This window comes from Mesorhizobium sp. Mes31 (assembly GCF_024519675.1).
GTDB lineage: Bacteria > Pseudomonadota > Alphaproteobacteria > Rhizobiales > Rhizobiaceae > Mesorhizobium.
The window spans coordinates 35,606-58,703 of sequence record NZ_JALJRL010000003.1 but is presented as its reverse complement, the minus strand read 5'-3'; the positions used below and the strand labels follow the sequence as shown (position 1 = coordinate 58,703).

Below are 23,098 nucleotides of genomic sequence, written 5' to 3'. Positions count from 1 at the left end.
GTTCTCTAGAACTCCTTGTTTGACGCAATTCCGAACGGAAAACCGTTTCGCTCTATTCGGCAGCTGTGCGCATATCGAAATCCGCCACCGCGTCGACGATCGGCGTGTCGCGGCGGTAGGGCTGCCAGCGGATTTTTGCACCGATCTCCTGAGCAAGCTTGTGGCCGCTGTGCACAGCGTGCGCAATGGCGCCCGGGGCCAGTGCGTCGCCAACACGATCGACGCTGCGGATGCCGGCCGCCGCAAGCTCGTCCGCCCGTTCGGTCAGTGTCTCGAACAGCTCATTGCGCGGCAATCTCAGCCCGACGATCAACACCGAGCGGCAGGCGACGCGAGTCTCCTCACCGGTGAATAGATGCGCCAGTATCGCCGTCTCGCCGTCGAAGGACTTTAGGAGATGCAGCGTGGTCACCGGCACCTTGCGCCGTGCCAGCGCCCGATGCACCAGCGGCAACTCATTGGTCATGATCGTCCATGCGGACGCCTGGCCCGCTGGCGTCACGTAGCTGACCGGGATGCCCCGCGCGGCCAGATGTTCAGTGAGAACGCCGCCCATGTAATAGTTGTCGAAATCGAAAACCAAGGTGGGCCCCTGAGGAAGCCGGCCGCCGGCAACGTCGTCGGGGGTCAGCACATCGGGACGGTCGAGCCGGCCGACCGGAATCTCCAGCGAGGAGTAGAGCATATCGGTCCAGCGCGCGCCGGTCGCCAGCACCACGCGGTCCGGTGCCAGGGCGATGATCTCGTCCGCGCCCATGGGACTCTCGGGATAGAGCGAGACGTTGCTCATCTCGTCGAGGCGCCCGAGCCGGTAGTCGACGACGCGGTTCCAGGCCGAGAGGCCGGGCAGCGTCTTCTCGAAGGTCAGCCGCCCGCCGAAGGACCGGCTGCTGTCGGCGAGCATCACCTCATGGCCGCGACGGCCGAGCGTGAGCGCGCATTCGAGCCCGGCCGGCCCGCCGCCGACAATCAGGATCCGCTCAGGCTTATCGGCGCGCTCGACGCGTTCGGGGTGCCAGCCGCGCCGCCACTCTTCGCCTGCGGTCGGGTTCTGGGTACAGCGCACCGGCACGCCGTCATGCCAGCTCGAAATGCAGATGTTGCAGCCGATGCATTCGCGGATTTCAGCCTCGCGGCCCTCCCGGATCTTGTTCGGCAGGAAGGGGTCGGCGATCGACGGGCGCGCGCCGCCGATGAAGTCCAGCACGCCGCGCCTGATCTGCGAGACCATGGTGTCGGGAGAGGTGAAGCGGCCGACGCCGACCACCGGCTTCTTCGTCAGCGACTTGACGAAATCGATCACCGGCTCGTGGCTGCCTTCCCCCGTGAAACGCGACGCCGAACAGTCGGTCGGACTGGAATCCATCTTGACGTCGAACAGGTCGGGCAGGTCGGCGAGCAGCTCGATCAGCTCGTGCGCTTCCGAGGGCTGGTTGCGACCGGGCCGGCCGCGCAATTCCTCGAGGCTTACCCGCAAGGCGACGCCGCAATCCTTGCCGACAGCGTCCTTGGTGACCTCGATCATCTCGCGCACGAAGCGCACCCGGTTCTCGATCGGTCCGCCATATTGGTCGGTGCGATGGTTGTATTCCGGCAGCAGGAACTCGTAGCCGAGATAGCCCATGCCGGCATAGACATAGACGATGTCGAAGCCAGCCCTGCGCGCCTTGCGCGCCGCCTCGGCCTGGCACCTCAAGAACTCGCGTATGTCGGCCTTGTCCATCGTCTTCGGCCGCAGATTGCCCATGAAGCCGACATGTGTGGCCATCCACGGAATCCCGGATGGTGACAGCGGCGGCAGGCGGCTTGTCCTGTTCATGACCGATGCGCCGCCGTGCCATAGTTCCACGCCGGCAAGGGCGCCGTGGCGGTGCGCCGCCTCCGTCATCAGCGCATGCGCGCGGATATCGTTGTCGTCCCACATCGTGGCGAAAGGCAGTGGCGTGTCGTCCGAGGTTGGGTCGATCGAACAGGCCCCGGTGCAGATCACGCCCCATCCGCCCTCGGCCTTGGCCTCGCGAAAGGCGGCGCGCACCCGCGGCAGCGCGTTGGTCATGCCGCTGGCGTGCGGCACTTGATAGAAGCGGTTCGGCGCGGTGACGGGCCCGATCCGCATCGGCTCGAACAGGATTTCGTAGCGGGGATTGCACGGCATCGAGGCTTCTCGAATATGCTTGTTGAACGATCGTACAACAAGCATATTCGCACGCCGGGCGCCGCGCAATGGGCAGGGAAGCAAACAACAAAAAATCCATCCCGGCTTTCGCCGGGATGGATTGAGATCGCAGGGAGGATGCGGAACGGGCGCTGATCGGCGCCCGTTCAAAGACCCTGGTCAGATGACGAAAAACCAGTTGGCGAGCAGCATCACCACGACACCGGCGACCAGCGTCAGATAGGGCAGCATTCCCGCCTTTTTGACCGAGAGGTCGGCACCCGTCATGCCGAGGTCCGCCATCATATGGTCGGGGAACTTGCCGCCGTCCTGGATATAATGCCGGTAACAGAACACCGGGATGATCAGGGCAGCCGTAATCAGCCCGGCCCACAGCGCCATCGGGTTCCACACCTTGGCACCGGCACCCATGAAGATCGCATTGACATAGGCGAAGATCGCACCGACGCCGAGCAGCCAGCTCGGTGCCTTCCACGGCCGCGCGATATGGCCGTTGTCGATACGATGGATCCAGCCGGCGTTGAGGTTGAGGAAGTTGAAGATGATGTAGCCGCAGTTCGACACGGCGAGGATGAAGAAGAAGCTCGTCGCATCGGCCGAGGCGATGGCCAGCACGATCAGGTTGAAGACGAGATCGGTCCACATGGCACGGGTCGGCGCGCCATGCTCGTTGACATGGCTGAGATAGCGCGGCAGCCAGCCGTCGACGGAGCCCTGGTAGAGCGTGCGCGAGGAACCGGCCATCGCCGTCATGATGCACAGCACCAGCGCCAGGATCATCAGCATCACCAGCAGGCTGTGGATCAGCGCCCCGCCACCGACCATGCCGGCCAGCGCGTCGGCAACGCCGGAGCCGTCGACGATCGGGGTCGCCAGCATGCCGTTCAGCCCCAGCACGCCCTGGAAGGTGAAGGGCACCAGGATGAACAGCAGCATGCACAACAGGCCGGAATAGAAGATGGCCTTGAACGTGTCGGTGCCGGGGTTCTTGAACTCCGAAGTGTAGCAGACGGCGGTCTCGAAACCGTAGGTCGACCATGCGGCGATGAACATGCCGCCGAGCACGAGGGTCCAGCCGGCGATGTTCCAGGCGCCGGGCTCGGGAGCATAGGCGGCTGCCAGCGGCACCAGCGGCGAAAAATTCGCCCAGTTGATCTGGCCGGTGACGATCGGCACGACGCCGACGATCAGCATCGGGATGATGACCAGCAGGCCGATATATTTCTGCACGTTGGCCGTGCCCAGGATGCCGCGATGCTGGATCGAGAAGATGATCAGCATCAGCACCGCGCCGATGAAGAAGGTCGCGTTGAGCGTGAAGGAAACCGGACCCAGCGTGTGGCTGTACAGCGTCCAGTTGCGGATTGCCGGCGTGGCGGCCGCGGTCACCGCCGTGACGGCGTCGGCGGCACTCGTTCCGGCATGCGCGGCGATATAGGCGACGACATCCGGCGAGGCATCGGTGAACAGCGGCACCGGCGCCAGCGCGTTGAGGATGTAGGCGGCGGCGATCGAGCAGCCGAGTGACAGCACCGGTGACCAGGCGAACCAGTTGCACCACACCGATAGCGGCGCGATGAACTTCGAATAACGCAGCCAGGCGGTGGCGCCGTAGATCGAGGCGCCGCCGGACTTGTTCGGGAACAGGCCGGCGATTTCGGCATAGGTGAAGGATTGCAGGAAGCCCATGATCATGGACGCCGTCCAGATCAGGAAGGCCAATGTTCCGGTCGTGCCGGCAATGCCGCCGATCGAGAACAGGACCAGCGCCGGAACGCCGCTTGCCACCCAGAAAGCGCCGCGCCAGTCGATATGCCTCAGCAGCTTGCTTTCGGCAGGCTGCTCCAGGGCCGTGCTTATCGTGCTCATATGTGTGAATTCCCCTTTTTTGTGTTCCCCACCGGCGACGCCTCGACTTCGCGAAGCTTGTTCCCCGGCATGTGATCGCACGGCTGCCGTGTTTCCACTCAGTCGCATTTTTTTCTTAAGAGTGAAGATCGATCCGGCGCGCTTTCACGTCAAGCGTTTTGTGACGCCGTGCACATCACGCTTGCGAGCGTGCGGGCTCACGCGTCCGGCGACGTCGCCGACCGGCCGGTCTGTACGTCGCGAAAGCGGTCGTCAGGAGCGTGGTCTGGTCTTCTGCGGGTCGTAGTGCGCGAAAGCGACGACGCGGGCCGGCAGCCGTTTGCTGTGGCCGTCGAGCTTGCCGATCTCGACCTCGGTGCCGATAGCGGCATGGGTGACATCTAGCCTCGCCAGCGCGATGTTCTTGTTCAACAGGGGAGAGCGCATGCTGGAGGTGACCACGCCAATCTGCGCGCGGCCGACATGGACGCAGTCGCCATGGCCCACAGTGACATTGGCGTCGATGTCGAGGCCGACCAGCCTTGTCTGCGGGTTTTCCTTACGCCGGATCAGCGCCTCGCGGCCGATGAAGTCATCGGTCTTGGTCTTCAGCGGCACGGTAAAGCCGATGCCGGCCTCGAAGGGATCGGTCTGGTCGGAGAACTCGTAGCCGGCGAAGATCAGTCCGGCCTCGATGCGCACCATGTCGAGCGCCTGCAGTCCCATCGGCTTCAACCCATACGGCTGGCCGGCTTCCCAGATGGCGTCGAACACCTTTTCGGCGTCGCGCGGATGGCACCATATCTCGTAGCCGAGCTCGCCGGTATAGCCGGTGCGCGAGACCACGACGGGAATGCCGTTGCCGCCGCCAATGCGCGCGACAGCAAACCGAAACCACTCGAGTTCGTCGATCGACGGCTGCAGCGGCGAGGTCCAGATCACCTGCCTGAGAATGTCGCGGCTCTTCGGCCCTTGCACGGCGACATTGTGCATCTGGTCGGTCGAGGAACGCACCAGCACGTTGAGGCCGAGCTTCGCCGCCGTCTCGCGCAACCATTCGCCGGACAGATCGTCGCCACCGACCCAGCGGAAATTGTCCTTGCCGAGGCGCAGCAGCGTGCCGTCGTCGATCATGCCGCCATGCTCGTAGCACATCGCCGAATAGACGACCTGGCCGACGCCGAGCTTCTTGACGTCGCGGGTCAGCGTGTATTGCAGCAAGGCTTCGGAATCCGGGCCGGTGACCTCGAACTTGCGCAGCGGCGACAGGTCCATGATCACGGCGTCCTGCCGGCAGGCCCAGTATTCGTCGATCGGACCTTGCTTGGCGAAAGAATTGGCCAGCCAGTAGCCCCGGTACTCGACGAAGTTGCGGGTGTGCTTGGCAAAGCGCGAATGAAAGGATGTCTCGCGGGTCATTTTGGGTTCCGAATCGGGCGTCATGCGTCTGGCGATCGCTCGCGAGAATTTGTGCTGACCGGAATAGGTCCGCACATGGATGTCGGTCAGGTTCCAGCCATTGGCGGGCGTCGTGTCGTCGGGGCAGGCGGAGGACACGCAGACGATGTCGGTGAGCGCGCGCAGCAGCACATAGTCGCCCGGCCGCGACCACGGCTCGTCGGACACCATGACGCCGTGCGCGTCGATCGCGGTGTTGAAGAAGAAGTTGATCGCCATCCAGCCGGCGCGGGGATTGACGCCCTTGTCCGACAAAGCGCGGTTGAAGTTCTCCGAGCAGTTGGTGTGACCGGGATAGCCGATGTCGTCGTAATATTTGGCCGCGCAAGCGAGCGCAAAGGCGTCATGTCGGCCACACGTGTCCTGCACCACCTCGACCAGCGGCTCCATGTCCTGGTCGTAGTATTTCGAATGCAGGCCGGGCATCGGGTAGCTTGATCCCATCAGCGTGCGGGTCGTCGTCACGTCGAGAGGATGGTCGAGGCCTTTGTCCAGCTTGCGCGCCGAAAAGCACTGGAAGTCGGTGCACTGGCGCCCGTCGACATCGATGATCTGCAGATAGTCCCCGGCTTTGACGAAATAGGATTCCGCAGTCGCCGAATAGACGCGCAAATCGAGCACGGGATCGGCGAGTGGATCGGCCAACTGCGATTTCGCCACCGGGCGGATGGTAGCGCGACGGACAATAACCGCGAGCGGTGTCGCCGTGTCGTGGCCGTCAACCAGCATCGGCCCGCCGGGGGCGGCGATGACCATCGAGCCGTCGCGCAGGGCAGTGAAACCCTGCTCGGTGCCGGCGGGTGTAGCGGCACCAAACACGCGCAGCGCCTTGGCCTGGTCGATCCGCACCTGACGGCGCGCGAGCCCGCGCCGAAGTGCGGCGAGACTGTCATCGCCCACGGCGAGCAGCGCCTTGATGCCGGCGGCGTTGCTGTTCGATGTCTCACCAAAAATACCGGTATCGGTCGCGCCGGTCTTGTCCCAGGCCAGCATTTCGCAGGCCTGGCCACCCTCGACATTGCGCACGGTGATTGTGTCGCCGGCTTCGAACTCGATGAGAACCGCGCCGTTTCCCTGGATCGTATAACGCTCCATGCCCGGCGGCAGCGCGATCTGGCCCGGCCTCAGGATCAGGCTGGGCTTGGGCGGTCCGGCTGCGATTGCAGGGTAGGGCGACTGGCTCATCTCAGCCTTGCGGTTCGAGAAACAAGTTTGCCTGTATGTGAAATTATTTTAGCAGCAAGAATAGGCAGCAAGGCCGGATTTGGCAAGGTGGAGGTGGCGGACTACCCATCGCCAGCAGGGTTGAAAACTAGGCCAGTTCCTCGGAGTGGCTGATGTCGACGCCGTATTCGGCAGCGGCATCAAGCATCGTGTGCCACAGGCTTTCGGCGAAGGTCGCAAACACCAGAAGGTTGAACACCGCCTGTCCGTCGGGCCGATCGCCACCGCGCCACAGCGTGACGCTCGTATGATCCATCGAGGTCGCGGCAGCCGCACCAATCGGGAATGTCGCCGGGTGAAGGTCGATCGACGACAGCTTGGCCAGCATGACACGCGCCTTCGATCCGGAAATGCCGATCAGAGCGCGCGCATGCGACTGGTCCGACAGCGAGGCGGGGCCGGACAATGCCGGTGCCAGCGTTTGCATTGTGTGCTTGCCGCCCTTCGACAGCACAAAAAACTGATCCGGCCCGGACCAGATCAGCATGGCATCTTGAGTTGGGACCGCCTTGGGTGCGTCAGGCGCTACCAAGCCGAAACGGGCCTTTGCCGCCTTTGCCAGTTCAGCCGCCTGGCCGCGCCGCGCCATCACCTGGATCAGGTCGAAATTGCGAATCTCGGTCAGCGAGACGCCGGCTTCGGTGCCGCGTGCTCCATGCGCACCGACGACCAGCGCATGCTCGAGTGGACTGCGGGAAACCCAGGAAAAATCAGCCACGCTGGCGCCCTCCATCTGGATCGTAGAAGACGGGGTTGCACAGTTCGACATCATAGTCTTCGCCGCGCAGCGGATCATGCGCATGAACGATTTCGCCGATGCGCTCGCGCCCGCGCTCGACGAGGCCGAGCCCGATCCACTGGTCGAGCGTCGGCGAGAAACACACCGATGTGACGTAGCCCTGGTCGTTGCCCGGGCCGGGTGTCTGGCCTTTCGGGATGATGTGCGCGCCGGACCGCAGCCGGCGTGTCTTGTCGGTCGGCTTGATGCCGACGACGACCTGACGATCCGGCGCGACCAGTGCCTCGCGCCCGGCCATGACGCGGCCGATATAGTCCTTCTTGGTCGACATCATCTTGCCCAGGCCCAGATCGGCCGCCGTTGTCGTTCCGCTCAGCTCTGGTCCGGCGACGTGACCCTTTTCGACCCGCATGACGCCAAGCGCCTCGGTGCCGTAAGGCGTCACGCCGAATGGCTTGCCCGCCAGCATCAGGTTGCGTGCCATGGCATCGCCGAAACGTGCCGGCACGGAAATCTCGAACGCCATCTCACCTGAGAACGAGATGCGGAACAGCCGCGCCTTGATGCCACCGCGCAACGCCACTTCGCGGGCGCCCATGAAGGGAAAGCCCTCGTTCGACAGGTCCACGGCCGGATCGACGATTTCTTTCAGCAGGTCACGTGTCTTCGGCCCGGCGATCGAGAATTGCGCCCACTGGTCGGAGACCGAGGTCAACTGCACGTCGAGCTCCGGAAACAGCACCTGCCGGCAGAACTCGAGATGCTGCATCACCAGTCCGGCCTTGGCCGTGGTGGTGGTCAGGAAATAGTGGTCCTCGGCCAGCCGCGACGTCGTGCCGTCGTCATAGACGATGCCATCCTCGCGCAGCATCAGTCCGTAGCGCGCCTTGCCCACGGCAAGATTGGAGAAGGTGTTGATGTAGACGCGATCGAGGAAGGCGCCGGCATCCGCGCCATGCACGTCGATCTTGCCGAGCGTCGAGACATCGCAGAAGCCGACACCGCTACGCACCGCCTTGACCTCGCGGGTCACCGATTCCAGCCAGTCCTTCTCGCCGGCGCGCGGATACCATTGCGCGCGCTTCCACAGGCCGGTGTCGACGAAGACGGCGCCCTGTTCGGCTGCCCATTGATGCGACGGCGTCAGCCGCGTCGCGTGAAAAGTCTCGTCGCGATGATGGCCGGCGAAGGCGCCGATGGCGACCGGCACATAGGGCGGCCGGTAGATCGTCGTGCCAGTCTCGGGGATGGAGCGACCGCTCACCGCCGCCATGATGGCGAGGCCGGCGACGTTGGAGGTCTTGCCCTGGTCGGTGGCCATGCCGAGCGTCGTATAGCGCTTCAGGTGCTCGACCGATTCAAAGCCTTCGCGCTGTGCCAGTTCGATGTCGGATGCCGTCACATCGTGCTGGTAGTCGACAAAAGCCTTGCCCTTGCCGGCGACGTGCCAGAGCGGGGTGAGCGAGAACGCTTCGTCATTGGCGACGGGCGCGGTGCCCGCCTTGCCGTTGTGTCCTGCGTCACGCGCCGCTGCTGCACCCGCGGCAAACCCCTGGCTGAGGCACGCACCGAGTCCGAAATCGCCGTTGGCCGCGCCGGCGGCCACCATACCGGGAGGCGCGCCATCCGGCACGAAGGCAGCGATGTCGTCGCGCCATTTCGGCCGGCCGCGATGATAGGAGGTCAGCCCGACAGCAGGGTTCCAGCCGCCGGAGACGGCAAGACCGTCGGCCTCGACTTCGGCGCGTGCACCGCCGGTCAGTGACACCGCAATTTTCCTGACGCCATCCTTGCCGCCTTCGACGCCGCTGACGGAGCCGTGCAGCACCGGGAAGCCGCCCTTGGAGGCCAGCGAGCGATACGCGGCCGATACATCAGGCCGCGCGTCGATCACCGCCGCGATCTGCAATCCCGCGCCGAGTGCGGTCTCGACCGTGCGCCAGCCGTCCTCATTGTTGGTGAACAGCGCGATGCGTTTTGCCGGCGTTGCGGCGTATCGCGCGATATAGGTCCGCATCGCCGAAGCCATCATCACGCCAGGCATGTCGTTGCCGGCAAAGACGATCGGCCGCTCAAGGGCGCCGGCGGCGACCACGCAGCGTTTGGCCACGATCCGCCACAGACGCTGGCGCACCTGGTGTTCGGGCGGCGAGGGTAGGTGGTCGTTGACCCGTTCGATCGCACCATAGGTGCCGCCATCATAGACGCCGAACAATGTCGTGCGGGTCATGATGCGGACGTCGGGCATCGCCGCAAGCTCAGCCAGCGTCCGCGACAGCCACTCGGCTGCTGGAACGCCATCGATCGTGCCGCCATCCGAGAGCAGGCGGCCACCTGGCGTGAAATCCTCTTCACACAGGATGACGCGGGCGCCGCTGCGACCGGCGGCGAGTGCCGCCGCAAGGCCAGCCGGGCCGGAGCCGGCGATCAGCACATCGCAATGCACCCAGGCCTTGTCGTAGTGGTCGGGATCTGCGACGCCGGCGGCGCGGCCAAGGCCGGCGGCGCGGCGGATTGCCGGCTCGTAGATCGCTTCCCAGAACTTGGCCGGCCACATGAAGGTCTTGTAGTAGAAGCCGGCGACGAAGATCGGCGCGAACAGCTGGTTGACCGACATCACGTCGTGGCGCAGCGACGGCCAACGGTTCTGGCTGGCGGCCTCGAGCCCCTCATAGAGTTCGGCGGTCGTTGCCTTGGTGTTCGGCTCGCGCCGCGCGCCCGTACGCAGTTCGACCAGCGCGTTGGGCTCTTCCGAGCCGGCAGTCAGGATACCGCGCGGGCGATGATATTTGAACGAACGGCCGACCAGCTTGACGCCATTGGCGATCAGTGCGGAGGCGAGCGTGTCGCCCTGGAAGCCTGAGAAGGTCTTGCCGTCGAAGCGGAAGTTAAGCGCCGCCGAGCGGTCGATGAGACCGCCGGAAGCGAGACGATGGGACTGGCTGGATGTCACGACTGCCGGCCTCTCATCGATTCGATGTCATGCGGGAGCGTCGCGCTGCCCCTCATCGCCCTGCCGGGCCCTTCTCCCCGTATAGTGACGGGGAGAAGGGCGCTCTCGTCCACGATTTCGCTAATCATCAACGTTGCAGGAAGAGCTCCGAGGTCGCGGCCATCTCCCTTCTCCCCGTCTCTATACGGGGAGAAGGTGCCGGCAGGCAGATGAGGGGCGGCGCTGACTTGGACAGGAATATTCATTTCAAAGCCTGCCTCGCCCCGGCGCCCGCTGCCGGTTCGACAGCAGAAATCTCGTGCGTCAGCGTGTTGCGGGCAACCTTCAGCCAGGCCCGGCAGCCGCCGCCATGATACCAGTATTCGCTCGTCGCGCCGGCGACGTTGTCGCGCAGATAGACATAGTCGAACGCCTCGTCTTCCGAAGCGCCGGCCACCGGCCGCACTGGCTTGGCGTCGCCGAGATAGGTGAACTCGCCGAGTTCGCGTTCTCCGCAGAAGGGACAGACAATACGCATGATTTCTTGACCGTCCTCAGTGCAGGTTCGGTTGGGCGCCCTGGCCCTTTTCGTCGATCATCGCGCCGCGCCGGAAGCGGTCGAGGCGGAACCTTGCGGCCTCCTCATGCGGCGTGTCGCGGGCCAGCAGATGGGCAAAGACGAAGCCCGATCCCGGCGTTGCCTTGAAGCCGCCATAGCACCAGCCGGCGTTCAAGTAGAGGCCGTCGACCGGCGTCTTGTCGATGATCGGCGAGCCGTCCATCGACATGTCCATGATGCCGCCCCACTGGCGCAGCAGGCGCACGCGGCCGATCATCGGCATCAGCGCCATGCCGCCCTCGCAGACGTCTTCCATCACGGGCATGTTGCCGCGCTGGGCGTAGGAATTGTAGCCATCGATGTCGCCGCCGAAGACCAGCCCGCCCTTGTCCGACTGGCTGACATAGAAATGCCCGGCGCCGAAGGTCATGACGTTGGGCAGCAGCGGCTTGATCGCCTCGGAGACGAAGGCCTGCAGCACATGGCTTTCGATCGGCAGGCGCAGGCCCGCCATCGCCGCGACGCGTGAGGAACTGCCGGCAACGGCCATGCCGACCTTGCCGGCGCCGATCTTGCCACGCGAGGTCTCGACGCCCGTCACCTTGCCGTTGGCGTCGCGCACGAAGCCCGTCACCTCGCAGTTCTGGATGATATCGACGCCGAGCGCACTCGCCGCGTGGGCATAGCCCCAGACCACGGCGTCATGCCGTGCCGTGCCGCCGCGTCGCTGCAAGAGCCCGCCTTGCACGGGAAAGCGCGCATTGTCGAAGTTCAGGAACGGCATCATCTTCTTGACCGCGGCGAGGTCGAGCAGTTCGGCGTCGATGCCGTTGATGCGCATCGTGTTGCCGCGCCGCGCATAGGCGTCGCGCTGCGCGTCGGAGTGATAGAGGTTGACGACGCCGCGTTGGCTGACCATCGCGTTGTAGTTGAGGTCCTGCTCCATCCGCTCCCACAGCTTCATCGACAATTCGTAGAAGCCGGTGTTGCCGGGCAGACCGTAATTGGAGCGGATGATGGTGGTGTTGCGGCCGGCATTGCCGGAACCGATCCAGCCTTTTTCCAGCACGGCGACATTCTTGATGCCGTATTCGCTGGCCAGGAACCAGGCGGTGGCCAGGCCATGGCCGCCACCGCCGATGATCACCACGTCATAGCGGTCCTTCGGCGTGGCATCGCGCCAGGTGCGTTGCCAGTTCTTGTGACCGGAAAGCGCGGCGCGGGCGAGCGAAAAGATCGAGTATTTCATACGTTTATTCCGAGGTCGCTCGCACCGCGCTGGATTCCTGGTGCATCGGATTCACCCGAAAACCGCTTCACACTTTTCGGTCCGATGCTCTAGATATCCAGCGTGTGGTCGCGCTCCCATTGCGTGAAGTGCGAAGCATAGGAATTCCATTCCTGGTGCTTCAGCTTTAGGTAGGCCGACGAGAATTCCTCACCCAGCGCCGCCTTGAGCGATTTGTCCTTGTCGAACTCGCGCAAGGCGTCGAGCAGGTTGAGCGGCAGTTTAGGCGCGCCCTTCACGGTATGACCGTGCTGGTACATGTCGATGTCGTAACGCTTGCCGGGGTCGGCCTTCGAGCGGATGCCGTCGAGGCCGGCGGCGATGATGACCGCCTGCAGCAAATAGGGGTTGGCCGCGCCGTCGGGCAGGCGCAGTTCGAAACGGCCGGGGCCGGGCACGCGCACCATGTGGGTGCGGTTGTTGCCGGTCCAGGTCACCGTGTTCGGCGCCCAGGTCGCGCCCGAAATGGTGCGCGGCGCGTTGATGCGCTTGTAGGAGTTGACCGTGGGGTTGGTGATCGCGGCCAAGGCCGAGGCATGCTTCATGATGCCGCCGAGGAAGTTCTTGCCCTTGGCGGAGAGGCCGAGCTCCATCGAATTGTCGGCGAAGACATTGGTCTTGCCGGCCTTGTCCCACACCGAGATGTGGGCATGGCAGCCATTGCCGGTCAGGCCCTGGAATGGTTTTGGCATGAAGGTCGCGCGCAGGCCATGCTTCTCCGCGATCGACTTGACCATGAACTTGAAGAAGGAGTGCTTGTCGGCGGTGGCGAGCGCATCGTCGAAGGCCCAGTTCATCTCGAACTGACCGTTGGCATCCTCGTGGTCGTTCTGGTAGGCGCCCCAGCCGAGCGCCAGCATGTGGTCGCAGATCTCGGCGATGACATCGTAGCGGCGCATCACCGCTTGCTGGTCATAGCAAGGCTTCGACGCCGTGTCGTATTCGTCGGAGATCGTCTTGCCGTCGGGCGAGATCAGGAAGAATTCGGCCTCGACGCCGGTCTTGACATGCATGCCGTCACTCGCCGCTTCGGCGACGAGCCGCTTCAGCGTGTTGCGCGGCGCCTGGTCGACCTCCTTGTCGTCCATGATGCAGTTGGCGGCGACCCAGGCGACATCGGGCTTCCATGGCAACTGGATGACCGAAGCCGGGTCCGGCACCGCCAGCATATCCGGGTGTGCCGGCGTGAGATCCAGCCAGGTGGCGAAACCGGCAAAGCCGGCGCCGTCCTTCTGCATGTCGGCGATCGCCTGCGCCGGCACCAGCTTGGCACGCTGGCCACCGAACAGGTCGGTGTAGGAAATCATGAAATACTTGACGCCGTTCTCTTTGGCGAATGCGGCGAGATCGTTCCCCATTATAGTTCCTCGCTTATGGTATTTTTGGTGGTCTAGTTCTTAGAAGCCGTTCTTTCCCGGTATCCAGTTGGTGCCGGCCAGCGGCACGCCGGCCATGGCGGCTGCCTCGATCGTCAGGGCGACGAGATCTTCGGGTTCGAGATTGTGCAGGCTGTTCTTGCCGCAGGCGCGGGCAATCGTCTGCGCCTCGAGCGTCATCACCTTGAGGTAGTTCGCCAGCCGGCGTCCGGCGGCAACCGGGTCGACCCGCTTCATCAGTTCGGGGTCCTGCGTCGTGATGCCGGCCGGGTCGCGCCCCTCGTGCCAGTCGTCATAGGCCCCGGCCGTGGTGCCGAGCTCGTTGTACTCCGCCTCCCAGCGCGGGTCGTTGTCGCCGAGCGCGACAAGGGCGGCTGTGCCGATCGACACCGCGTCGACGCCGAGCGCCAGCGCCTTGGCGACATCGGCACCGTTGCGGATGCCGCCGGAGACGATCAGTTGCACCTTGCGGTGCATGCCGAGATCCTGCAGCGCCTGCACCGCCGGCCTGATACAGGCGAGCGTCGGCTGGCCGACATTTTCGATGAACACTTCCTGCGTGGCGGCCGTGCCGCCCTGCATGCCGTCGACGACGACGACATCGGCGCCGGCCTTCACCGCAAGCGCTGTATCGTAATAGGGGCGCGCGCCGCCGACCTTGACGTAGATCGGCTTTTCCCAGTCGGTAATTTCGCGCAGTTCGAGGATCTTGATCTCGAGGTCGTCGGGACCGGTCCAGTCGGGGTGGCGTGAGGCCGAGCGCTGGTCGATGCCTTTCGGCAACGTGCGCATCTCGGCGACGCGGTCGGAAATCTTCTGGCCGAGCAGCATGCCGCCGCCACCGGGCTTGGCACCCTGGCCGACAACGACCTCGATGGCATCGGCCCGGCGCAGGTCGCGCGGGTTCATGCCATAGCGGGATGGCAGGTACTGATAGACCAGCGTCTTGGAATGGCCGCGCTCTTCCTCTGTCATGCCGCCATCGCCCGTGGTGGTCGAGGTGCCGGCCAGTGTCGCGCCTCGGCCGAGGGCCTCCTTCGCAGGGCCGGACAACGAGCCAAAGCTCATCCCGGCGATGGTGATCGGGATCTTCAGTTCGATCGGCTTCTTGGCATGGCGGGAGCCCAGCACGACGCTGGTGTCGCAGCGCTCGCGATAGCCTTCGAGCGGATAGCGCGAGATCGAGGCGCCGAGGAACAGAAGGTCGTCGAAATGCGGCAGCTTGCGTTTGGCGCCGCCGCCACGGATGTCATAGATGCCGGTTGCCGCGGCGCGGCGGATTTCGGAAAGCGTGTAGTCGTCGAAGGTCGCGGATTTGCGCGGCGTCGTCGGCGGATTCTTGTAGGTCATGCTGCCTCAATACGCGTCGGCGTTGTCGATATTGAAATTGTAGAGCGTGCGCGCCGAGCCGTAACGCTTGAATTCCGTCGGCTTGATGCCAGTCACACCGGCGCGGTCGAGCAGGCCCTGCAACAATTCCAGATGTTCGGGCCGCATTTCCTTGGCGATGCAGTCGGCGCCGAGGCTGTCGACATTGCCACGCACGAAAAGCCGCGCCTCGTAGATGGAATCGCCCAGCGCATCGCCGGCATCGCCCAGCACCACCAGATTGCCGGACTGCGCCATGAAGGCCGACATGTGGCCGATATTGCCGCGCACGACGATGTCGATGCCCTTCATCGAGATGCCACAGCGCGACGACGCGTTGCCTTCGATGACCAGCAAGCCGCCCTTGCCGGTGGCGCCGGCATACTGGCTGGCGTCGCCCTTGATGATGATCGAGCCCGACATCATGTTCTCGCCGACGCCGGGTCCAGCCGAACCGTGCACTGTGATCGTGGCGCCGTCATTCATGCCGCCGCAGTAATAGCCGACGCTGCCGCGCACATCGATGGTGATGGGCTGATCGACGCCGACGGCGACCGAATGATTGCCCTTCGGGTTCAGCACTTCCCATGCCGTTTCATTCGAGCCGGGCGTCAGATTGTGCAGCGCCTGGTTGAGCTCGCGCAGCGACATGACGTCGAGGTCGAAGACGCGTGCGTGGCTTTGGTCGTGCGTTGCCTTGGAGGTTGCCGGCATGAACTCAATGCTCCCAGAAATAGACGGTTGCGGGCTCCGGTTCCCAGACCCTCGCATTGTCTATGCCGGGCAGTTTGGTCAGCGCGCGATACTCCGAGCCGAAGGCGACATACTGGTCGGTCTCGGCCATGACGGCGGGCTTGCAGGCGATCGGATCGCGCACGACGCCGAAGCCGTTCTTGGTGCCGACGACGAAGGTGAAGAAGCCATCGAGGTCGGACAGCGTGCCTTCCAGCGCTTCGCCGAGGTTCTTGCCGTGCGCCATCTGCGAGGAGAGGTAGGCCGCCGCGACTTCGGTGTCGTTCTCGGTCTCGAATCTCATGCCTTCGCGAACCAGCTCGCGGCGGACATTGTTGTGGTTCGACAGCGAGCCATTGTGCACCAGGCACTGGTCGGCGCCGGTCGAAAACGGATGCGCGCCCATCGTCGTCACCGCCGATTCCGTCGCCATGCGGGTATGGCCGATGCCATGCGTGCCAGTCATGCTGCGGACATCGAAACGGTCGACCACCGCCTCCGGCAGACCGACTTCCTTGTAGATTTCGACAACGTCGCCGGTGCCCATGATGCGGATGTCGGGGCGCAGTGCCTGGATGGCCTCGCGCGCTTCGTCGATCTTGGCGGGCGTGGTCCTGACCACGGCATGGGTCGATTTCACCGCGATGCTCACCGGCGTTCCGATGGCCTTGGCGAGTTCGGTGTCGAGTCCGCGGAAATCGCGCTCCGGCTTGGCCGACTGGATGGTGATCTTGGCCTCATTCTTGGAAGGTGCGCCATAGATGGCGATGCCGGCGCTGTCCGGGCCGCGATCGCTGAGCGAGATCAGCATCTGCGACAGCATCGAGCCGAGCTGGGGCTCAAGCGACTTGTCCTTCAAAAAAAGTCCGACGATTCCACACATGTCAGCCTCCCGGCGTTTGTAGCTAGAAGATGATGTATCGAATGAGTCCCATAAATTCAATCGTATGAAAAAAATATTCCTCTAGTTACGTGTGCGGCGCAATGCCGCCGTGACCACTATCGCTGTCCCGGCGGGCATTGTGAACCCATTGGGCATGGCGGATGCGGGCCAACTTGTAGGCATCGAGGACCGACAGCGCATAGACCAGGAAGCCACCCGCATGGCGGCCGACGAAGCTGGCGTCCGGCGGGGCGATCTTGGCCGTCACCCATGCCAGGATCACCATGAAGAAAAGAAACTGCAAGCCTCGCACCGGCACGCCGAGAATGACGTGTCCGCTAGCGGGCAAGACAATCGCGGCGCCGAGGACGACATACGGATTTGCCGGGGCGGGCTGGGCGGTGGAGTTGGTCATGCGGCTTGCCGTTCGTTTCTGTTGATGGCGTCGCGAAGCGTCGACGCTGATTCCAGCAGTCTCTCGATCAGCGCCGGGTCCAGCGTGGCGTCGCCAAATTCGGCTTGCCGGAAGACGCCGTAGCGCGCGCGTTCGGCCTCCGCCAGCAGCCAGACGATGCGCACTCCGTTCGGGGTGATCAGCAGTTCCTTGGCGCGCCCTTCGCAAAAGACCCCTAGGTGATCGGCGATGATCTCCTGTGGGAAGCGAACGCCTTTGCGATCCGTCCGCACCACGGCCTCCGCCGGCAATGCCGAACTCTTCGGCAGTGAATGATCGAGATGATGGAAATTGGAGAAGGTCGTCGGCGACCCCGGCCGCATCATCATGTCGAACGTGCCTGGCACCGCCACCTTTTCGGTGATCGAGACGCTCAGCCAGCGCGCCGGAAGTTTTCTCGTCGCCAGCGTGTCGACGATGGTGCGGATCTGGACGCGCCAGCCGTTCCATGATCCTTCCCAGGTGATGACACCGGCTGTGCCGTCCGAGACATTGGCTGCGTCGGCAATGACAGTGCGGATGTTGGCTTGCTCGACGGCGAGCGCCACTGACGCCTTGTTGCGGCTGGCGCGCGCCAACCAGGCAAGGTGAAGGACGAGAGCCAGGACAATTGCTCCGGCAAGCAGTGCTGACGTCACTTCGGACATTTCGTCATGCCAGGCCCGCCCAGGATCCGGACGGGCCTTCTCCCATCAATAGCCCTGCGGCTTCGGCCACGGCATGGTGAACTGGTCGCCGCGCCGCACGAATTTGTAGCGGTAGAAATGGAACCACAGCGAAATCAGGAAGTAGAAGGCGACCATGGCGATCAGCTGCGAACCGAAGCCGAGGAAGATCGCGAAGAAGGTCACCACGCACAGGCAGAACAGCACGATCGCCGGCAGCGGATGGAAGGGGTGCGTGTAGCCGCGGCGGATCGAGCCGAGCGGCCACTTCTTCCTGAACATGACGATGTTGATGCTCATGAACGTATACTGCAGCACGCCCGACAGGATCGAGAAGGTGATCGCCTGATTGAGGTCGGCGATGAAGGCGAACGCAAGCGCGATCGGCAAAAGGAACAGGATCGACCGATAGGGCGTGCGATATTTCGGGTGCACCGCCGAGAACCAGCTCGGCAGATAGCGGTCGCGGCCGAGCGAGAACCAGGCCCGCGCCGCGTCGTTGATGCAGCCATTGGCCGATGCAAGCGCTGCCAGCAGCGTGGCGATGAACAAAAGGTTCTCGAGCAGCGGGCTGCCGGTCAGCTTGCCCGCGTCCCACAGCGGATAGTAGGTGATGCCAAGATATTCCCATGGCATCAGCGAGGCGCAGACATACCAGGTCATGGCGGCGGCGATCAAAAGCGTGATCATGCCGGCCATGGTGCCGTAGGGCAGGGAGCGCGCCGGCGAGCGCACTTCCTCGGCGGCCTGCGTGGTGCCTTCGATGCCGAGATAATACCAGATGCCGAACTGGAAGGCGGCGATGACGCCGATCCAGCCATAGGGCAGGGCGTTGTCGGGAGTGACCAGTTCATTGAGCTTCAGCACCGCGCCCTGCGTCCACGGGCTGACCGAGAAGAACAGGATGACGATCGAGATATAGGCGATCGCGGTGATGACGAAATTGACGTTGAGCGTCATCAGCACGCCGCGATAGTTGAGCCACGCCAGCACCACGATTGTGGCGGCGATGAAGGAATTGTGGGTGAGCCCTTCGACGCCGGCCTTGGCGACGATGGTGTCGCCGAGCAGGATGGCATCGGACACTTCGAGCATGGTGTAGGCGAAGACCAGGAACAGCGCGACGTTGAAAGCCATCAGCGGTCCGACGATGTGCTTGGCCTGCGCGTACTGGCCGCCGGCGGCGGCGACGGTCGATGTCACCTCGGAATCGATCATGGCGACCGAGGTATAGAGCAGCCCGACGATCCAGCAGACGATCAGCGCCGCCAGAGCGCCGCCCTTGTCGGCGGCAAAGTTCCAGCCGGTGAACTCGCCGACCAGGACGATGCCGACGCCGAGCGCCCAGACATGGGCTGGGCCAAGCACGCGCAGCAGTGAAACCCTGTCTCCGTGGATTGTCGGTTCAAGAGTGATCGTCATTGTTCAATCCCCACTCAGATCCGGTGTTTTTCGGAAACGGCTTCAAGCTCGCCTTCGCGCGAGGAAGTCAGGACATCCTCGGCGTAGGTGGTATCCACCTTGAACCAGTCGTAGAGCATCCACAGCGCGAGCACGATCGATATGCCCCAGCAAGCGTAAGAGAGTGCCACCCACATGATGCGTCCCCCGGATTACTTGTCGTCGAACTTTTCGTTGATGACGTCGCGATATTCGCGGTCGGATGCGCGGAACAGGAAGACGAAATAGCCGATCAGCACCGCGGCCATGATGATCAGCGTCGGCCAGTCGATCACGTAGTGGAAACGGTTCTGGATGATGTCGTGCGCCGTTTCCGGCGTGTAGCCGAGTCTTTCCCAGATCGAGGCCATGGTCGGGTTCTGGCCAAGCGCTTCCCAGGTCTTCGCGTCGAGTACGTCGATGGACTTCGCAGCTCCGGCTAGACCCAGCTTCAGCGGCAGCCACAGCGCCACGAATATAGCGACGACCACGACGACGATATCGAAGATCTGCCCGGCCTTGCTCTGCTCAGGCGGCGTGTAGCGGGACATGCTTTCTACCCCTCAGGACTTGCGGTTGCGGAAGGCGTCGGCGTTCTTGATGTCGAGGCCGTAGATGAACTCCTTGTCTTCCTTGTAGTGCTTGACCATCGCCAGGATGGCGGCCGTGTTGAAGATCAGCACCGCGGCGGCGGCGATCGCCACCACAAGCTTGATCCCGGCGTCGGGTATGTATGGCCAGGTCATCAGCAGAACGAAGAGGATCGTCGCCCACAGGCAGATGATCAGCAGCGCGGATCCGCGCAGGTCGGAACGGTACAGCGCTTCGATGCGCTGCTGCAGGTCTGACATCGGTTTTCCCCTTTTTGTCGACGCCCGGTTCCGAATCCACCGTCCGCCGCCCTCTTTCAAGAGAGTGAAATTTTTTTCATAAATTCAGACCGAATTCGGCAATTGTCAAGGCGAATTTACGTTAAGTTAACCGTTTGGTTCGGCGGTCGATTTTGCCTGACAATGAAATTATTTGCTTGCAGGGGATTGCAGGCCTCCTGCGTTTACGATCAATATTCGACCAAAGCTCCGGCCTGTGTGCAAAGGAGCAGGGAACAGCAGGATTTTCGGACGGAGGACGAGCGGATGACGGCATCCTGGAGATTTTCGACCCTGGCGGATCGCCATCGCGCGCTTGGTTCGAAGCTCGAAGACTGGAGCGGCATGGGCACCGCCTGGACCTATGACAAGGATGCCGACGAGGAATACATCGCCATCCGCACCAAGGCCGGGCTGATGGATGTGTCGGGCCTGAAGAAGGTCCACATCACCGGGCCGCACGCCTCGCATCTCATCGACCTGGCCACCACGCGCGACGTGGAGAAGATCTATCCGGGCAAGTCGGCCTATGCCTGCATGCTGAACGAGGCGGGAAAATTCACCGACGACTGCATCCTCTACCGCACCGGCCCGAACGCCTGGATGGTCGTGCACGGTTCGGGCACCGGCCATGAGGAACTGCAGCGCGCGGCCATGGGCCGTGATGTGTCGCTGCGCTTCGACGACAACCTGCATGATTTGTCGCTGCAGGGTCCGACATCAGTCGACTATCTGGCCAAGCATGTGCCGGGCATTCGCGATCTCAACTATTTCCATCACATGCAGACGCAGCTGTTCGGCCTGCCCGTGATGATCTCGCGCACCGGCTACACCGGGGAACGCGGCTACGAGATCTTCTGCCGCGGCCAGGATGCAGGCACGATCTGGGACCGGATCCTCGACGAGGGCAAGAGTGCCGGCATCATCCCGTGCCGCTTCACCACGCTCGATATGCTGCGCGTCGAAAGCTACCTCTTGTTCTACCCCTACGACAATTCGCAGAAGTACCCGTTCGAGAACGAAGGCCCCGGCGACACGCTGTGGGAACTCGGCCTCGACTTCACCGTCAGCCCCGGCAAGACCGGCTTCCGCGGCGCCGAGGAGCATTACCGCCTGAAAGGCAAGGAGCGCTTCAAGATCTATGGCGTCCTGCTCGATGGCAAGGAGCCGGCCGACGAGGGCGCGCCGGTCTATAGCGACGGCAAGAAGGTCGGTGTGGTGACCTGCGCCATGTATTCGCCGCTGGTCAAGAAATCGATGGGCATCGCCCGCCTCGATGTCGACTGCGCGGTCAAGGACACCAAGCTGGAAATCCGCAACAGGAGCGGCGCCATCAAGGCGACGGCGCAGCCGCTTCCCTTCGATGATCCCAAGAAGACCAAGCGCACGGCGAAAGGTTGAGGCGTAGTCGACAGCGAGGGGTTCGAGGCACGAAGACTTAAATGGCAGCCAAAAGCATCATCAGCCGGCCCGTTTACGGAACCTTGTCTCCGCAACCCGGCAAGCACCATCTTTTCATCGCCGATGCCGAGGGTGCGCTCGCTATATCGGACATGGCCGGGAGAGCCCCCGCCGGGTTTTTCGACGGCGCCGAAATAGACTTCATTCCAGGGCCTGATGGCAAGCACGTCGCCGCCCTCGAAGCGCTGAAGCCGGCACAGTTTCATCAGGCGCCGTCCTTCGCCAGCCTGTTGCCCCGGTTGAGACAAACGCTGGCCAACGCGCACATGGGCTTGCGTCTCTATCTTGCCGGCACCGAAGGCCTGATCGGCCAGGCCATGCAGGTGGCACTCGAAGCCGGCATCGACCACACCTCGATCCAGACCGAGCATCGCGGCTCGCTGGCGCGCCGCATGCAATGCGTCCACTGCAAGGGCATCACCGAGAATGTGACGACGCAGCCGGCGACCTGCGCACATTGCGGCCTGCTGCTTCTGGTGCGCGATCACTATTCCCGGCGCATCGCGGCCTTCCAGGGTGTGTGCATCAACGCCGAGGATCGCAGCGAAATCCCTCCGATGGAGGAGATCTTCCGATGAGCACCGGCACCACCAAGCTCGATGTCGTCGTCAGCGACGTCGTCCCGGTCAACGAGCTGGTCACCCGCTTCCACTTCCGCAGGCGCGACGGGCAGCTCTTGCCGACCTTTTCCGGCGGCGCCCATGTCGTGGTCGAGATGCGCGATGGCGGGCGCACCCGGCTCAATCCCTATTCGCTGATGGGCTCGCCGCTCGACACGCGCGAATACACGATCTCGGTGCGGCGCGACGATGTCGGCCGCGGCGGCTCGCTGTTCATGCACAGGAGCGTCAGGCCCGGCCTGGAGATGGTCATCAGCTATCCGGTCAACCTGTTCTCGCTCGACCTGCGTGCCAAAAAACATTTGATGCTGGCGGGCGGCATCGGCATCACGCCGTTCATGGCGCAGACCGCGCAACTGGCGGCGGAAGGCGGCAATTTCGAACTGCACTACACCTGCCGCACCGCTTCGCTCGGCACCTATGCCGATGTGCTTCGGGAGCGCTACGACCGCCGCATCAGGCTCTACCATGACGACCGCGACGAGCGCATCGAACTCGACCGGCTGCTGTCGACACAACCGCTCGGCACGCATCTCTATGTTTGCGGCCCCTCAGGAATGATTGGCTGGGTGCGCGACCGCGCCGCCGCGCTGGGCTGGCCGGCGGAGACCGTGCATTTCGAGCATTTCGCGGCACCCCAGCCCGGGCTGCCCTTCGATGTGACGCTTGCCGTCAGCGGCAAGACGATCAGGGTCGACGAGCAGCAGAGCCTCCTGGAAGCGATCGAGGCGGCCGGCGTCGATCCGCCCTACCTCTGCCGTGGCGGCGTCTGCGGCCAGTGCGAAACCAATGTCGTCTCCTATGACGGCAAGTTCATCCACAACGACCACTGGCTGAGCGAGGAAGACCACCGCTCCGGCTGCAAGATCATGCCGTGCGTGTCGCGCTTCGAGGGCCGGTCGCTGGTGCTGGAGCGGTAGAGCATTTTGCAGCCAAGTGGATACACTTGGCGTCGCAGAAATGCGGCTAAACAAAGAGATAGAGCGGGCATCCCGCTCTAGGAGGA

Annotated in this window: 20 protein-coding genes; 3 read left to right on the top strand and 17 right to left on the bottom strand. The window is 63.6% G+C overall.

Annotated features, from left to right (window positions below; all coding sequences use genetic code 11):
• Window positions 1-52 precede the first annotated feature (52 nt).
• The 17 genes from NR193_RS05625 to NR193_RS05545 all read right to left on the bottom strand — a co-directional run bounded on the left by NR193_RS05625 (window position 53) and on the right by NR193_RS05545 (window position 19,993).
• Window positions 53-2,155 carry an FAD-dependent oxidoreductase gene (locus NR193_RS05625; RefSeq protein ID WP_256749887.1) on the bottom strand — a complete coding sequence of 701 codons (2,103 nt, stop codon included), beginning with the start codon at window positions 2,153-2,155 and terminating at the stop codon, window positions 53-55.
• A 180-nt stretch (window positions 2,156-2,335) separates the two neighbouring features.
• Window positions 2,336-4,045 carry an APC family permease gene (locus tag NR193_RS05620; protein ID WP_256749886.1) on the bottom strand — a complete coding sequence of 570 codons (1,710 nt, stop codon included), beginning with the start codon at window positions 4,043-4,045 and terminating at the stop codon, window positions 2,336-2,338.
• Between the two features lie 252 nt (window positions 4,046-4,297).
• Window positions 4,298-6,667, bottom strand: coding sequence for a DUF1989 domain-containing protein (locus NR193_RS05615; RefSeq protein ID WP_256749885.1), 2,370 nt, complete (start codon window positions 6,665-6,667; stop codon window positions 4,298-4,300).
• Between the two features lie 127 nt (window positions 6,668-6,794).
• Entirely contained in the window at window positions 6,795-7,424 is a 630-nt protein-coding gene (locus NR193_RS05610; RefSeq protein ID WP_256749884.1) for a sarcosine oxidase subunit gamma, read from the bottom strand.
• On the bottom strand, window positions 7,417-10,398 hold the full coding sequence (locus NR193_RS05605; protein ID WP_256749883.1) for a sarcosine oxidase subunit alpha: 2,982 nt from the start codon (window positions 10,396-10,398) through the stop codon (window positions 7,417-7,419). The genes NR193_RS05610 and NR193_RS05605 overlap by 8 nt, the downstream gene beginning before the upstream one ends.
• Before the next feature lie 241 nt (window positions 10,399-10,639).
• Window positions 10,640-10,915: a sarcosine oxidase subunit delta gene (locus NR193_RS05600; protein WP_256749882.1), complete on the bottom strand. Its 276-nt coding sequence runs from the start codon at window positions 10,913-10,915 to the stop codon at window positions 10,640-10,642.
• Between the two features lie 16 nt (window positions 10,916-10,931).
• The gene (locus NR193_RS05595) at window positions 10,932-12,185 is read right to left on the bottom strand and encodes a sarcosine oxidase subunit beta family protein (RefSeq protein ID WP_256749881.1); all 1,254 of its coding nucleotides are present in this window, start codon (window positions 12,183-12,185) and stop codon (window positions 10,932-10,934) included.
• 89 nt (window positions 12,186-12,274) lie between these two features.
• Complete coding sequence (gene glnT, locus NR193_RS05590) at window positions 12,275-13,582, bottom strand: type III glutamate--ammonia ligase (protein WP_256749880.1); 1,308 nt, start codon at window positions 13,580-13,582, stop codon at window positions 12,275-12,277.
• Between the two features lie 39 nt (window positions 13,583-13,621).
• Window positions 13,622-14,950 (bottom strand): FMN-binding glutamate synthase family protein, encoded by a 1,329-nt coding sequence (locus NR193_RS05585; protein WP_172351489.1) that lies wholly within the window; start codon window positions 14,948-14,950, stop codon window positions 13,622-13,624.
• A gap of 6 nt (window positions 14,951-14,956) precedes the next feature.
• Window positions 14,957-15,682 carry a GXGXG domain-containing protein gene (locus NR193_RS05580; RefSeq protein ID WP_256749879.1) on the bottom strand — a complete coding sequence of 242 codons (726 nt, stop codon included), beginning with the start codon at window positions 15,680-15,682 and terminating at the stop codon, window positions 14,957-14,959.
• 4 nt (window positions 15,683-15,686) lie between these two features.
• Window positions 15,687-16,583 carry a glutamine amidotransferase family protein gene (locus NR193_RS05575; protein WP_256749878.1) on the bottom strand — a complete coding sequence of 299 codons (897 nt, stop codon included), beginning with the start codon at window positions 16,581-16,583 and terminating at the stop codon, window positions 15,687-15,689.
• Between the two features lie 85 nt (window positions 16,584-16,668).
• Entirely contained in the window at window positions 16,669-16,998 is a 330-nt protein-coding gene (locus tag NR193_RS05570) for a hypothetical protein (protein WP_256749877.1), read from the bottom strand.
• A complete protein-coding gene (locus tag NR193_RS05565) occupies window positions 16,995-17,684 on the bottom strand; it encodes a hypothetical protein (protein ID WP_256749876.1) in 690 nt (229 codons plus the stop codon). Before NR193_RS05565 ends, NR193_RS05570 begins: the two co-directional genes overlap by 4 nt.
• Before the next feature lie 45 nt (window positions 17,685-17,729).
• Complete coding sequence (locus tag NR193_RS05560; RefSeq protein WP_256749875.1) at window positions 17,730-19,124, bottom strand: APC family permease; 1,395 nt, start codon at window positions 19,122-19,124, stop codon at window positions 17,730-17,732.
• 14 nt (window positions 19,125-19,138) lie between these two features.
• A complete protein-coding gene (locus NR193_RS05555) occupies window positions 19,139-19,300 on the bottom strand; it encodes a hypothetical protein (RefSeq protein WP_256749874.1) in 162 nt (53 codons plus the stop codon).
• Between the two features lie 15 nt (window positions 19,301-19,315).
• A complete protein-coding gene (locus NR193_RS05550; RefSeq protein WP_256749873.1) occupies window positions 19,316-19,693 on the bottom strand; it encodes a hypothetical protein in 378 nt (125 codons plus the stop codon).
• Between the two features lie 12 nt (window positions 19,694-19,705).
• Window positions 19,706-19,993, bottom strand: coding sequence for a hypothetical protein (locus NR193_RS05545; RefSeq protein WP_256749872.1), 288 nt, complete (start codon window positions 19,991-19,993; stop codon window positions 19,706-19,708).
• A gap of 285 nt (window positions 19,994-20,278) precedes the next feature.
• Between NR193_RS05545 and NR193_RS05540 the strand changes: the two genes are divergently transcribed.
• The 3 genes from NR193_RS05540 to NR193_RS05530 are packed head-to-tail and all read left to right on the top strand — an operon-like array spanning window position 20,279 to window position 23,012.
• Entirely contained in the window at window positions 20,279-21,412 is a 1,134-nt protein-coding gene (locus NR193_RS05540) for an aminomethyltransferase family protein (RefSeq protein WP_256749871.1), read from the top strand.
• Between the two features lie 41 nt (window positions 21,413-21,453).
• Entirely contained in the window at window positions 21,454-22,050 is a 597-nt protein-coding gene (locus NR193_RS05535; protein ID WP_256749870.1) for a dimethylamine monooxygenase subunit DmmA family protein, read from the top strand.
• The gene (locus NR193_RS05530) at window positions 22,047-23,012 is read left to right on the top strand and encodes a PDR/VanB family oxidoreductase (protein ID WP_256749869.1); all 966 of its coding nucleotides are present in this window, start codon (window positions 22,047-22,049) and stop codon (window positions 23,010-23,012) included. Before NR193_RS05535 ends, NR193_RS05530 begins: the two co-directional genes overlap by 4 nt.
• Window positions 23,013-23,098: the final 86 nt, after the last annotated feature.

Coding starts and splice junctions, on each gene's coding strand:
- NR193_RS05625 (WP_256749887.1), bottom strand. CDS start 2,155: ATGCCGTGCAATCCCCGCTACGAAATCCTGTTCGAGCCGATGCGGATC.
- NR193_RS05620 (WP_256749886.1), bottom strand. CDS start 4,045: ATGAGCACGATAAGCACGGCCCTGGAGCAGCCTGCCGAAAGCAAGCTG.
- NR193_RS05615 (WP_256749885.1), bottom strand. CDS start 6,667: ATGAGCCAGTCGCCCTACCCTGCAATCGCAGCCGGACCGCCCAAGCCC.
- NR193_RS05600 (WP_256749882.1), bottom strand. CDS start 10,915: ATGCGTATTGTCTGTCCCTTCTGCGGAGAACGCGAACTCGGCGAGTTC.
- NR193_RS05595 (WP_256749881.1), bottom strand. CDS start 12,185: ATGAAATACTCGATCTTTTCGCTCGCCCGCGCCGCGCTTTCCGGTCAC.
- glnT (WP_256749880.1), bottom strand. CDS start 13,582: ATGGGGAACGATCTCGCCGCATTCGCCAAAGAGAACGGCGTCAAGTAT.
- NR193_RS05585 (WP_172351489.1), bottom strand. CDS start 14,950: ATGACCTACAAGAATCCGCCGACGACGCCGCGCAAATCCGCGACCTTC.
- NR193_RS05580 (WP_256749879.1), bottom strand. CDS start 15,682: ATGCCGGCAACCTCCAAGGCAACGCACGACCAAAGCCACGCACGCGTC.
- NR193_RS05575 (WP_256749878.1), bottom strand. CDS start 16,583: ATGTGTGGAATCGTCGGACTTTTTTTGAAGGACAAGTCGCTTGAGCCC.
- NR193_RS05570 (WP_256749877.1), bottom strand. CDS start 16,998: ATGACCAACTCCACCGCCCAGCCCGCCCCGGCAAATCCGTATGTCGTC.
- NR193_RS05565 (WP_256749876.1), bottom strand. CDS start 17,684: ATGTCCGAAGTGACGTCAGCACTGCTTGCCGGAGCAATTGTCCTGGCT.
- NR193_RS05560 (WP_256749875.1), bottom strand. CDS start 19,124: ATGACGATCACTCTTGAACCGACAATCCACGGAGACAGGGTTTCACTG.
- NR193_RS05555 (WP_256749874.1), bottom strand. CDS start 19,300: ATGTGGGTGGCACTCTCTTACGCTTGCTGGGGCATATCGATCGTGCTC.
- NR193_RS05550 (WP_256749873.1), bottom strand. CDS start 19,693: ATGTCCCGCTACACGCCGCCTGAGCAGAGCAAGGCCGGGCAGATCTTC.
- NR193_RS05545 (WP_256749872.1), bottom strand. CDS start 19,993: ATGTCAGACCTGCAGCAGCGCATCGAAGCGCTGTACCGTTCCGACCTG.
- NR193_RS05540 (WP_256749871.1), top strand. CDS start 20,279: ATGACGGCATCCTGGAGATTTTCGACCCTGGCGGATCGCCATCGCGCG.
- NR193_RS05535 (WP_256749870.1), top strand. CDS start 21,454: ATGGCAGCCAAAAGCATCATCAGCCGGCCCGTTTACGGAACCTTGTCT.
- NR193_RS05530 (WP_256749869.1), top strand. CDS start 22,047: ATGAGCACCGGCACCACCAAGCTCGATGTCGTCGTCAGCGACGTCGTC.